The organism is Actinomadura rifamycini DSM 43936, from assembly GCF_000425065.1.
Taxonomy (GTDB): Bacteria; Actinomycetota; Actinomycetes; order Streptosporangiales; family Streptosporangiaceae; genus Spirillospora; species Spirillospora rifamycini.
Genome location: NZ_KE384301.1, coordinates 318,079 through 329,728 on the forward strand (window position 1 = coordinate 318,079; position 11,650 = coordinate 329,728).

At 72.6% G+C, this 11,650-nt stretch carries 10 protein-coding genes; 9 read left to right on the plus strand and 1 reads right to left on the minus strand.

Translation table 11 applies throughout. The annotated features are described in order from the left end of the window. Window positions 1-130: 130 nt before the first annotated feature. Entirely contained in the window at window positions 131-2,293 is a 2,163-nt protein-coding gene (locus H505_RS0138270) for an anthranilate synthase component I (RefSeq protein ID WP_026406189.1), read from the minus strand. Window positions 2,294-2,673: 380 nt separating this feature from the next. On the opposite strand from H505_RS0138270, the gene H505_RS0138275 reads away from it, so the two are divergent. The 9 genes from H505_RS0138275 (at window position 2,674) to H505_RS0138315 (ending at window position 11,643) form a co-directional block, all read left to right on the plus strand. Next, the gene (locus H505_RS0138275; protein ID WP_026406190.1) at window positions 2,674-2,922 is read left to right on the plus strand and encodes a DUF3311 domain-containing protein; all 249 of its coding nucleotides are present in this window, start codon (window positions 2,674-2,676) and stop codon (window positions 2,920-2,922) included. Window positions 2,923-2,926: 4 nt separating this feature from the next. Next, window positions 2,927-4,537: a monocarboxylate uptake permease MctP gene (mctP, locus tag H505_RS0138280; protein WP_026406191.1), complete on the plus strand. Its 1,611-nt coding sequence runs from the start codon at window positions 2,927-2,929 to the stop codon at window positions 4,535-4,537. A gap of 253 nt (window positions 4,538-4,790) precedes the next feature. After that, window positions 4,791-5,903, plus strand: coding sequence for an exonuclease/endonuclease/phosphatase family protein (locus H505_RS0138285; protein ID WP_034521864.1), 1,113 nt, complete (start codon window positions 4,791-4,793; stop codon window positions 5,901-5,903). Further along, the gene (locus H505_RS0138290) at window positions 5,900-6,850 is read left to right on the plus strand and encodes a DUF6772 family protein (protein WP_034521866.1); all 951 of its coding nucleotides are present in this window, start codon (window positions 5,900-5,902) and stop codon (window positions 6,848-6,850) included. Before H505_RS0138285 ends, H505_RS0138290 begins: the two co-directional genes overlap by 4 nt. Window positions 6,851-6,864: 14 nt before the next feature. Further along, window positions 6,865-7,233, plus strand: coding sequence for a hypothetical protein (locus H505_RS0138295; protein WP_026406194.1), 369 nt, complete (start codon window positions 6,865-6,867; stop codon window positions 7,231-7,233). 12 nt (window positions 7,234-7,245) lie between these two features. Further along, window positions 7,246-8,766: an ABC transporter substrate-binding protein gene (locus H505_RS0138300; RefSeq protein WP_026406195.1), complete on the plus strand. Its 1,521-nt coding sequence runs from the start codon at window positions 7,246-7,248 to the stop codon at window positions 8,764-8,766. Next, window positions 8,763-9,839 carry a LacI family DNA-binding transcriptional regulator gene (locus tag H505_RS0138305; protein WP_026406196.1) on the plus strand — a complete coding sequence of 359 codons (1,077 nt, stop codon included), beginning with the start codon at window positions 8,763-8,765 and terminating at the stop codon, window positions 9,837-9,839. Before H505_RS0138300 ends, H505_RS0138305 begins: the two co-directional genes overlap by 4 nt. After that, the gene (locus H505_RS0138310) at window positions 9,839-10,765 is read left to right on the plus strand and encodes an ABC transporter permease (protein WP_026406197.1); all 927 of its coding nucleotides are present in this window, start codon (window positions 9,839-9,841) and stop codon (window positions 10,763-10,765) included. The genes H505_RS0138305 and H505_RS0138310 overlap by 1 nt, the downstream gene beginning before the upstream one ends. Then, a complete protein-coding gene (locus tag H505_RS0138315) occupies window positions 10,762-11,643 on the plus strand; it encodes an ABC transporter permease (protein ID WP_026406198.1) in 882 nt (293 codons plus the stop codon). The genes H505_RS0138310 and H505_RS0138315 overlap by 4 nt, the downstream gene beginning before the upstream one ends. Window positions 11,644-11,650: the final 7 nt, after the last annotated feature.

The window sequence follows — 11,650 nt, forward strand, 5'->3', positions numbered from 1 at the left end:
GGACCGGACGAAGTCAGCACCTCAAGGACCATTTTCGGCAGTCCGCAATCCGCCTCCGGAACGATGTTCGGTTCATCACTCCGGAGGGGGCGGCGGACCGGGCCGCCCGCCCGCCCGGGACCGGAGACGGTCAGCGGCAGAGCCGCAGCACGTTCGCCACGATGCGGTGCCCGGCGCCGCCCGCCGCCGTGAGGATCGACTCCGGATGGAACTGGACGGCCCAGCGCCGCCGCTCCGCGTTCTCGATCGCCATCACCACGTCCCCGGTGGTCGCCGTCACCTGGAAGCCCCGCACCCGGTCGGGCGTGGCGTGCAGCGAGTGGTAGCGGGCGGCGGTGAACTCGTCCGGGAGCCCCTCGAACAGCCCGCCGCCGGTCACCTTCACCTGGCCGGGCTTGCCGTGCGACGGCTCGGGCAGCAGGTCCAGGGAGCCGCCCGCGTGCTCGACCATCGCCTGCAGGCCGAGGCAGACGCCGAAGACGGGCAGGCCCCGGGCGTCCAGGGCGTCCAGCAGGTCCCGCGTCGCGAAGTCGTCCGGGCGTCCCGGCCCCGGCGACAGGACGACCAGGTCGGGGGCGTGCTCGTCCAGGAGCCGCGCGGGGAAGCCGTGCCGGAGCGTGACCACGCCGGCGCCGTGCTGCCGGAAGTAGTCGGCGAGGGTGTTGACGAACGAGTCCTCGTGGTCGACGAGCAGCACCTTCAGCCCGTCCCCCGGGCGCTCCGGCGCGGGCTCCGGCTCCCGGTCCGCCTCCGGCTCCGCGCCGTCCCGCGCGGTCGCCGCGAGCGCGCCCAGCAGCGCGCTCGCCTTCAGGTGCGTCTCGCGCTCCTCCTCGTCGGGGTCGGAGTCGTAGAGCAGCGTCGCCCCCGCCCGCACGGTCGCGACGCCGTCGCGGATCTGCGCCGTCCGGAGGGTGAGGCCGGTGTTCATGGACCCGTCGAACCCGACGAACCCGACCGCGCCGCCGTACCAGCGGCGCGGCGAGTCCTCGTGGTCCTCGATGAACTGCATCGCCCACGTCTTCGGCGCCCCGGTCACCGTCACGGCCCACATGTGGGTGAGGAACGCGTCGAGCGCGTCGAACTCCGGCCGCAGCCGCCCCTCGATGTGGTCCACGGTGTGGATGAGCCGCGAGTACATCTCGATCTGCCGGCGGCCCAGCACCCGCACGCTGCCCGGCACGCACACCCGCGACTTGTCGTTGCGGTCCACGTCCGTGCACATCGTCAGCTCGGACTCGTCCTTCGCCGACGCCAGGATCGTGCGGATCTGCTCGGCGTCCTGCAGCGCGTCGCCGCCGCGCTTGATCGTCCCCGCGATCGGGCAGGTCTCCACGCGGTCGCCGGTCACCCGCACGAACATCTCGGGCGACGCGCCCACCAGGTACTCGCCGTCACCGAGGTTGAACAGGAACTCGTACGGCGCCGGGTTCGTCTCGCGCAGCCGCTCGAAGAACGCGGCGGGCGAGTCGCAGCGGCCGTGCATGGCGTGGCCGGGCGTCACCTCGAACAGGTCGCCGCGGACGAACCGCTCCTTGGCGTCCCGCACCATCTGCGCGTACACGCCCGGAACGGGCTGCGGGGGGAGTTCCGCCGGGACGACGGGAGGCGTCGGCTCCGTGTCCCGCGGGAGCCCGGCGGTGGCGGTCCCGCCGACCTCGAAGTCGTAGGAGATGCGGTGCGAGGTCTCGCGCTTGCGGTCCACGACGACCATCTCGTCGGCCAGGTGCAGCACGAGGTCCCGCTGGTCGTCCGGCCGCTCCAGGCGCGGTCGCAGCGGCTCGAACTGCAGCGACAGGTCGTAGCCGAACGCCCCGTACAGGCCGAGGTGCGGGTCGTCGCAGCGGAACAGGTCGACGACGGCGCGCAGGGCGGTGAAGACCGTCGGCTGCCGGCTGCGCTCCTCCTCGGGGAAGAACTCCTCCGTGGGCGGGACGAACACCGCGCACTCGCCGGGCCCGTCGGCCCGCACCTCGCCCGTCCCGCGCAGCACTTCGGCGACCGCGGGCAGCACGACCCGGCCGCGCCCGTTGAGGGCCCGCGCCGCGACCGTCCGGCCGCGCGCGACGATCTCCAGGCACGGGTCGACGTACGCCATGTGCCAGCGGCTGTACCGGCCGGGATACTCCATGCCGGAGCTGAGCACCCCGCCGCGCCGCTCCCCCACGGCGGCGACGAGCGCGTTCAGCACGTCGGACTTGCGCTCGGGGTCGACGGGCGCGGCGGTACGGGTCACCCGTACGCCCCCGGCCGTGACGAACTCGCCGGTCGTCGGCTGTTGTGAGACGGTCTCCACCGCGGTGGCCCCTCATCGTCGGGCCCTGCACCGGACGGACGAGAGGTCACCGACCGCCGGGTGAGGGCGGTCGCCTGGTTTTGGAACGTGCACGAACCGGCGCCGCCTTAGCGGCGCCACCACCACTGGCCGGTGATTCGGCGGGGCACGGTTCGCATGCGACGAGCCTACCGGGTCGCGGCACCCCGGGTCGACAGGCGGAGAAAGTGCGGCGCCACCTGCGGCGACGCGGACCGGAACGCTCCACTCAAGTCGTGGCGCGACCGATATCGACCCGTGACCCCCGTCACGGTACGCTCACCCGGTTTCACCCGTGACACGGCCCCGTCTCGCCATCCGGACGGGCCGGGCGCCGATCGTCCGCGACGAGGAGGACCCCCTTGACCTCGAAGGAAAGACCCGACGAACCGGAGACCCCGGCATCGGCCGGGGAGCCCCGCTCGGACCGCAGCCCGTGGAACTGGCTGCTGATCGTGCCGGTCGTCGTGCCGCTGCTGACCTTCTTCTACAACAGCGACTCGCCCCGGCTGGCCGGTGTCCCCGCCTTCTACTGGATGCAGATGATGTTCATCCCGCTCGGCGTGGCGTGCACCGTCATCGTGTACCGCATGACCAGGAAGCGGGGCTGAGCCGGTGGCGAGCGATCACATCACCGAGATCGTCATCTTCTCGGTGCTCTTCCTTCTGGTCAGCGGGATGGGCTTCGTCGCGGCGCGGTGGCGCAAGGCCGAGACGATGGACAACCTGGACGAGTGGGGGCTGGGCGGCCGCAGCTTCGGGAGCTGGATCACCTGGTTCCTGATCGGCGGCGACCTCTACACCGCGTACACGTTCGTCGCGGTTCCCGCGCTGGTGTTCGGCGCCGGCGCGGCGGGCTTCTTCGCGGTCCCGTACACGATCGTCGTGTACCCGCTGGTGTTCCTCGTGCTGATCCGGCTCTGGTCGGTGTCGCACGTGCACGGTTTCGTCACGCCCGCGGACTTCGTCCGGGCGCGGTTCGGCTCCCCGACGCTGGCGCTGGCCATCGCGATCACCGGCATCGTCGCGACGATGCCGTACATCGCGCTGCAGCTCGTCGGGATCGAGGCCGTGCTCAAGGCGATGGGCGTGCACGGGCACTGGCCGATCATCATCGCGTTCGTGATCCTGGCGGCCTACACCTACCAGTCGGGGCTGCGGGCGCCGGCGCTGATCGCGTTCGTCAAGGACATCCTGATCTACCTGGTGATCATCGTCGCGGTGCTGTACATCCCCGCGAAGCTCGGCGGCTGGGGCGACATCTTCGACTCGGCGCAGGCCAAGTTCGACGCGTCGGAGAACCCCGGGGACGGCATCCTGCTGGACGGCTCGAACCAGCTGAACTACGCGATGCTGGCGCTGGGCTCGGCGATGGCGCTGTTCCTGTACCCGCACAGCATCACCGGCGTCCTGGCCAGCAAGAACCGCAACGTGATCAAGCGGAACATGGCGGCGCTGCCGGCGTACAGCCTCGTGCTCGGCCTGATCGCGCTGCTCGGCTACATGGCGATCGCCGCCGGGGTGAAGCCGGTCAGCCACGACGGCGAGGCGGACGGCAACACGGTCGTGCCCGTGCTGTTCGACCAGATGTTCCCGGACTGGTTCGCCGGCGTCGCCTTCGCGGCCGTCGGCATCGGCGCGCTCGTCCCGGCGGCCATCATGTCGATCGCGGCGGCGAACCTGTTCACGCGCAACATCTACCGGGAGTACTTCAACCGGAACGCGACGGAGAAGCAGGAGGCGACGGTCAGCAAGCTGGTGTCGCTGGTCGTCAAGGCGGGCGCGGTCGCGTGCATCCTGATGCTCGACCCGCAGTTCTCCATCGACCTGCAGCTGATCGGCGGCGTGATCATCCTGCAGACGCTGCCGGCGGTCGCGCTCGGCCTGATGACGCGCTGGTTCCACCGGGGCGCGCTCATCGCCGGGTGGGCGGCGGGCCTGCTCGTGGGCCTGGCGCTGCTGTACCAGATCCCGAACCCGGCCAAGGGCAAGGAGCACTTCGGCGGCTCCGCCTACCCGCTGAGCGACTTCGGCTTCGACACGAAGATGACCCTCTACGTGGGCGTCATCGCGCTGCTGGTCAACGTGGTCGTCGCGGTGGTCGGCACGGTGGTCTGCCGGGCGGCGAACCTCAAGGACGGGGTGGACGCGACCAAGGAGGCCGACTACCTCGCCGACGAGAACGACCCGAAGATCAAGGAGATCGAGATGACCGGCAGCACCTGAGCGGTCCCCCGATTCCCGGCGGCCCGCGGCCGGCTCTCCCCGAGCCGGCCGCGGGCCGCTCCGCGTTCCGGCGCCGCAACGGCCGATCGCGCGCGTTTCCGGGCACGCCGATGGCCCGACCGTCTGCTCGTTCGGACGGCCGGGCCGATTCCTTTTCGGCTCTTGACAGGCGGACGGCAGGACATCGAAGGTATGTGAACGATCACGTTAACGTTAATGTGACGCAGCCGACATGGGAAGGCCCCCACGCGACATGAGGAAACCCCGTCCCCCCGCCCGCTCGACCGCCGCGCGGCTGGCCGCCGTGCTCGCGGCCGCCGGGTGCGGCGCGGCGCTGCTCGCGCCGCCCGCGAACGCGCAGCCCCGGCCGGACCGGCGCCCCCTCGACCTGCGGATCGCGACGTACAACACCTGCGGGCACGGGTGCCTGCCGACCGAGCAGGAGTGCGTCGACACGATCGGCCGCGACTGCGCGACCAAGCTGGCCCCGTGGGCCGGCGGCCGCGCCGCCGAGGTCGCCGACGACGTGGCGCGGGCCCGCGCCGGAGTCGTCGTCACCCAGGAGATCGGCAACAACGCGACGCCGACGCAGCCGGGCGTGGACGTCGAGTCGTTCCGGGCGCCGCTGACCGAGGCGATGCGGGAACGCGGCTACGCCGAGGCGCCCGCCGACTACGCCGGAACCCGCCACCCGGTGGAGGGCTATCCGCTGAAGTCGGGCGCGGGCCGCTTCACCTACTACGACGCGCGCCGGTTCTCCCACCTGGACGAGCGCGGCCGGGAACTGCCGCACGACCTGCTGTGGCTGCCCGACTCCACCGAGATCTACGGCAAGACGATGACCTGGAACACCCTCCGCGACCTGCGGACGGGGACGCGCTTCGTCGTCGTCGACATGCACCTGGAGTACCGCAAGAACGGCGCCACCGACCCGAACGGCTGGACGAAGAACTGGGACGAGGTCCGGTACGCGGACGCGCTCCGCACGGCCCGGTACCTCACCCGCGACAACCCGTACACGCGGCGGCTGCCGATCGTGTTCGCCGGCGACATGAACTCCGCCTCGACGGCGGACGGCGCGAGCCCGCACGACGCGTTCGCCGACGCGGGCTACGCCGACGCCTTCGAGTCCGCGCCCGCCGCGCGGCGCACGGGCGCCGAGTACGCGTCGTTCAACGGCGGCCGGATCCCGCTGCCGCGCTCCGCGGACAAGATCGACCGCATCTTCGTCCGGAACGGGACGCGCGTCCTGCAGTGGACGCTCGTCCCGCAGACGGACGCGCAGGCCGGCGAGCCGCGCGACCTGCTGCGTTCCGACCACAACATGGTGCACGCCACCGTCAGGATTCAGGAGCCCACCCGATGAGCGTTACCCCGAGCGAGCGGTCCCTGGCCGCGGAACTCCGGCGGGCCGACCCGGCCCTGTCGCGCTTCAACCCGCTGGAGCGCATCCTCGTCCACGACGACTTCAACACCGGCACGCACGGCTGGATCGAGCTGCTCGGCAACTACGACGGGCACGGGAACCTCGACACCGTCGACGACCACATGCGCGACTTCCGGCCGCCGCAGCTCAGCTCGTGCAACTTCTTCGACGTCGGCACGCACGGCGCGATGTCGGGGACGTACGCGCTGAAGGTCGCCACGCGCCCGCTGGCCGGGCACACCGGCGTCGCGATCCGGCGGCTCACGATGGCCGGGCGGGGCCGCGTCCAGTTCGAGGCGTACCTGACGTTCAAGACCGAGGCGGCGTCGGAGGAGAACCGGGCGGCCGACAAGGCCGGCGCCGGGCCGTGGGACGCGAACCTGCACCCGTCCGAGCAGCAGTTCGGCGCCTTCACGATCGCGACCGACATCTGCGACGGCGTCCGGTACCACTGCGTCGCCCGCTACCTGAACACCGACCTGGAGAACCGGCTCCGCCGCGAGTGGGTGTACCCGACGGTGCCGGAGCCGACCCCGCGCGAGCACTTCGAGGGCAAGATCAAGCTCCCGCCGACCGCCGACTTCACCGCGCCGGAGCCGGACGACTGGAAGCCGTTCGGCGGCCCGCAGGAGCTCTGCTACAACGAGGTGCCGACCAAGGTGAACTGGCACTACGTGCGGTGGCTGATCGACACGAGCACCAGGTCGAACATCGAACTCCAGGTCAACGACACCGTCTACGACATGCGGGACGTGCCCGTCCCCCCGTACGACGAGGAGTACGGCTCGCTGCAGAATCTGCTCAACTTCTACGTCTCGGTCAGGACGCACACGGACGTGCGGAACTTCCTGTACCTGGACTCGGTACTGATTTCGGTGGACTGGTGAGGAGCACCGGCACGATGCGCGAATCGTTCACGGCCGTCCTGGAACGCAACCGCACCCTGGCGGGCGAGTTCGCGACGGAACCCTATGAGGCGGCGTGGGCCGCGGAGGCGCGCTGGTTCGTCCGGACGCTGGAGCGGACGGGCGCGGCGGCGCGGATGCGGGTGACCACGCAGGTCTCCCCCGACGGGCTGCACTGGTGCGACCTCGACGCGGAGCGCGAGATCGCCGGCGACCTCGTGAGCTGGGAGTCGACCGGGTTCGGCGGCTGGCTGCGGCTGAAGGGCGTCGTCGACGCCGCCGACGGCACCGACGCCGCGGACGGCGCGGACGGCGCGGACGCGCCCGCCGCCAAGGTGATGATCTACCTCGCGCTGAAGAGCTAGGAGGGGCCCGTCATGGACCTGCGCAGGCGCGAGTTCCTCGCGCTGACCGGCCTGGCCGCGTCGGCGGTGGCGCTCGGCGGATGCGGCCGGGCCGGCGGGTCCGCGCCGGACGGCTCGCTGCGCGCCGCGTTCGGGCAGCCGGTCACCGACCTGGACCCCTACAACGCGGGGACGGCGGTGGACGAGGCGTCGCTCATCGTCAAGCGGCTCGTGTTCGACACCCTCGTCCGGCACGAGGACGGGCGGCTGGTACCGGGTCTGGCGACCTCGTGGAAGCGGGCGGACGACACGACGTGGGTGTTCGACCTGCGTCCGGGCGTCCGCTTCCACGACGGGAGCCCGCTCACCGCGCGGGACGTCGTCGCCTGCGTCGAGCGGACGAAGGCGGTCAAGTCGGCCCAGTCCGCGCTGTGGGCGCCCGTCGCGTCGGTGCGCGCGGACGGCGACCGGCGCGTCACGTTCACCACGGACGGCCCGATGGGCACGCTGCCGGTGAACCTGACGCTGCTGTTCGTCGTCCCCGCGCGGCTCGTCGCCGACCCGGCGCAGAAGCGCCGCCCCGTCGGCTCGGGGCCCTTCCGGGTCACCGGGTTCACCCCGTCGACCGCCGTCGAGCTCGCCCGCTTCGACGGCTACTGGGGCGGCCCCGCCGCGCTCCCCGGCGTCTCGATGCCGTACATCGGGGAGACGTCCAGCGCCGTCACCGCGCTGCGCAACGGGGATGTCGACCTGCTGTGGCCCGTGCCGTCCGACCAGCTCGGCGAGGTGGAGGGGCGGCGCGGGGTGCGCGTCGAGACGGTGCCGAGCTGGACGTACTACCTGGCGTGGTTCAACTGTCGGCGCGAGCCGTTCACCGACCCGCGCGTCCGGCGCGCGATGTGGCAGGCGCTGGACCTGGAGACGATCGTCGGGCGGCTGTTCGGCCGGGGCGCCGAGCGGATGCGCGCGCCGATCCCGTCGACGGTGTTCGGGTACGCCGAGCAGCCGCCGTACCGGTACGACCCGGACGCCGCGCGCCGGGCGCTGCGGGACGCCGGCCTCGGGGACGGCTTCGACACCACGATGATGTGGTTCGACGCGACCGGGCCGCTCGCCCGCGAGCTGGCCCAGTCGATGATCTCGGACTGGGACGCGGTCGGCGTCCGGGTCCGGCCGCAGAGCATCGAGAAGGCCCAGTGGCTCCAGCGCCTCAACTCCCTCGACTGGGACATGGAGCTGCAGACCAACACCGTCACCACCGGCGACGCGGCGTTCACCCTCGGCCGCCTCTACACCTCGGAGGCCGACCGGATGGGGTACCGCAACCCCGACCTGGACGCCGTCCTCGCCGAGGCGGGCGAGAGCGCCGACCCCGCGCGGCGCCGGGAGCTGTACGCGCGGGCGTGCGGCACCATCTGGGAGGACGCGGTCGGGATCTTCCCGGCCGCGCTGACCACCGCGTACGGCCTGCGTTCCGGGCTCACCGGGTTCACCGCGGCCGCCAACAACCAGCCCGACCTGTCGACGGTCGGAAGGAGGGCGGGAACGCCATGACACCGCGCCGCAGGGCCACCCTGCGCGACATCGCCGCCGCGCTCGACCTCTCGGTGAACACCGTGTCCCGCGCCCTCGCCGGCAAGGACGCGGTGAGCGCGGAGACCCGCGAGCGGGTGCGCGCCGAGGCGGAACGGCTCGGCTACGTGCCGAACACGATGGCGCGCTCCCTGGTGCAGGGGAACGCGATGACGATCGGGCTCGTCATCACCAACCCGTCGAACCCGTTCTACACCCGGCTGATCAGCGCCATCGAGGAGCGCGGCCGGGTCCGCGGCTACTCGCTGATGCTGATGGTCACCGAGGACAGCGTCGACAACGAGCGCCGCGTGGTGGACGAGCTGATGCGCTGGGGCGTGGACGGCGTGCTCGCCGTGCCCGTCCAGCACGGGTCGGACCACTGGGCGCGGCTCGGCGCGGCCGGGACGCCCGTGGTGCTCGTCAACCGCGACCTGCCGGGGCTCGACGCCGACCTGATCGGCGTGGACTACTACGGCAGCGCGCGGCTGGCCACCGAGCACCTGCTCGCCGGCGGGGCCCGCGAGCTGTTCCTCGTCGAGGAGGACCTGGACATCTCCCCCGTCGCGGAGCGCGTCCGGGGGTTCCGGGCGGTGCTCGCCGAGCACGGCGTGCCGCTCCGCGACGACCACATGGTCAAGGTCCCGACGCGGCGGCGGGAGGCCAGCTCGCAGCCGTGGGACCCCGTCGACTCCTACGAGATAGGGCGGGGGCTCGCCGCGCGCATCGGGCCCGGCGCCGCCGTCCTGGCGGGCAACGACTACTTCGCGCTCGGGGTGTACCGGGCGTTCACCGAGCACGGGCTGAGCGTCCCGCGCGACGTCCGCGTGGCGGGCCACGGCGACCACCCCTTCGCCGCCTACCTGGCGCCGCCGCTCACCACGGTCCGGCTGCCCGCCGCCGAGGTCGGCGCCGCGGCCGTGGACCGGCTGCTGGAGCGGATGGGCGACGGGCCCGCCGCGGGCGGGCCGGCCGCGGACGGGCCGCGGCGGACACTGCTGCCCGCCGAACTGGTCGTCCGCGCGTCGTCCGCGCCCCCGGAGGGAGGGATCTGATGGGACGGTTCCTGCTCAAACGGGCGTGGCAGGCGGTGATCGTCGCCTGGGGCGCCGTCACCCTCGTGTTCGTCGTCGTCCGCGTCGTCCCCGGCGACCCGGCCGCGCTGATCCTCGGGCCGGACGCCTCCGCCGACCAGCTCGCCGAGGTCCGGGCCCGGTTCGGACTCGACGACCCGCTGTGGCGGCAGTACGCCGTCCACATGGGCGAGGTGCTGCGCGGCGACTTCGGCGACTCGTGGCGGCTCGGCGGCGGCGCGATGGGGGCCGTCCTGGAGCGGTTCCCCGCCACCCTGGCGCTCGCCGCGCTCGCGCTCGTCATCACCCTCGCCGCCGGGTACCCGCTCGGGATGCTGTGCGCCCGCCGGCCGGGCGGGATCCTGGACATGCTGGTGTCCGCAGGCTCGCTGGTCGGCCAGGCCCTGCCGTCGTTCTGGCTCGGCATCGTGCTGATCCTGCTGTTCGCGCGGCAGCTGAACTGGCTGCCGAGCACGGCCGGCGGCGGCCCCGAGGCGGTGATCCTGCCGTCGGTGACGCTCGCCCTGCCGTTCGTCGGATGGCTGGCGCGGCTCGTCCGCAACGGCGCCCTGGAGGAGAGCGGCAAGGACTACGTCCGCACCGCCCGCGCCAAGGGCACCGGCGAGGGGGCCGTGCTGTACGTGCACGTCGCCCGCAACATCGCCCTCCCCGTCGTCACCGTGCTCGGGCTGCTGATGGGCAATTTCATCGCCAACGCCGTGATCATCGAGGTCGTCTTCTCCTGGCCCGGCATCGGCTCGCTGATGGTCGACGCGATCACGAACCGCGACTACGCGGTCGTCGAGGCGGCGATCGTCACGATCACCGTGTCCTACATCGCGCTGAACCTGCTCGTGGACGTCCTCTGCGTCGCCCTCGACCCTCGTCTCACCCCGGAGTCGGCATGAGCGCACTCGCCCCCACCGCCACCTCCGCCCCGAAGTCCCGCTTCCGGGTGCCCGCGCTGCCGGCGCGCGCGTGGGCCGGGCTCGCCGTCGTCGGCCTGTTCGTGCTGGCCGCGCTCATCGGGCCGCTGCTGCTGCCGTACGACCCGGTGGCGACGGACCTGCCGCACCGGCTCCTGCCGCCGGGGTCGCGGCTCGCGGACGGGTCGATCGCCTGGCTCGGCACCGACCAGGTCGGCCGCGACATGCTCGCGACGCTGCTCGCCGGGAGCCGGGTATCGCTGCTGGTCGGCGCGGCGACCGTGCTGATCGGCGGCGCCGCCGGCCTGGTCGCCGGGCTCGTCTCGGGCTACTTCGGCGGCCGGATCGACACGCTGCTGTCGCGCTTCGGGGACGTGCAGCTCGCGTTCCCGTCGATCCTGCTCGCGATCCTCATCGCGGGCGTCCTCGGCCCGAGCATCACCAACATCGTCATCACGCTGGCCGTGACCCGCTGGGTGGTCTTCGCCCGGGTGGTGCGGGCGTCCGCGCTCGCCACCCGCGGCCTCGAGTTCGTCGACTCGGCGCGCGTCCTCGGCGCGGGGCACGCCCGGATCCTGTTCCGGCACGTCCTGCCGTCCTGCTGGCAGCCGCTGCTGGTCGCCGCGACCGTGCAGATCGGCCTGGTGATGGTCGCGGAGGCGTCGCTGAGCTTCCTCGGCCTCGGCATCCCGCCGGACCGGGCGTCGTGGGGCGCGACGGTGTCGGCGGGCCGCGACTACCTCGGCTCCGCGTGGTGGATCTCGACGATGCCCGCGTTCGCGCTGGCCGCGGTGGTCACCGCGGTGGGCGTCGTCGGCGACGCGTTCCGGGACCTGACCGACCCCCGGGCCCAGATCTGAGAGGAAC

What these genes read in the sequence shown, in the direction of transcription:
- H505_RS0138285 (WP_034521864.1), top strand. Translation starts at nt 4,791, where the DNA reads ATGAGGAAACCCCGTCCCCCCGCCCGCTCGACCGCCGCGCGGCTGGCC.
- H505_RS0138290 (WP_034521866.1), top strand. Translation starts at nt 5,900, where the DNA reads ATGAGCGTTACCCCGAGCGAGCGGTCCCTGGCCGCGGAACTCCGGCGG.
- H505_RS0138295 (WP_026406194.1), top strand. Translation starts at nt 6,865, where the DNA reads ATGCGCGAATCGTTCACGGCCGTCCTGGAACGCAACCGCACCCTGGCG.
- H505_RS0138300 (WP_026406195.1), top strand. Translation starts at nt 7,246, where the DNA reads ATGGACCTGCGCAGGCGCGAGTTCCTCGCGCTGACCGGCCTGGCCGCG.
- H505_RS0138305 (WP_026406196.1), top strand. Translation starts at nt 8,763, where the DNA reads ATGACACCGCGCCGCAGGGCCACCCTGCGCGACATCGCCGCCGCGCTC.
- H505_RS0138310 (WP_026406197.1), top strand. Translation starts at nt 9,839, where the DNA reads ATGGGACGGTTCCTGCTCAAACGGGCGTGGCAGGCGGTGATCGTCGCC.
- H505_RS0138315 (WP_026406198.1), top strand. Translation starts at nt 10,762, where the DNA reads ATGAGCGCACTCGCCCCCACCGCCACCTCCGCCCCGAAGTCCCGCTTC.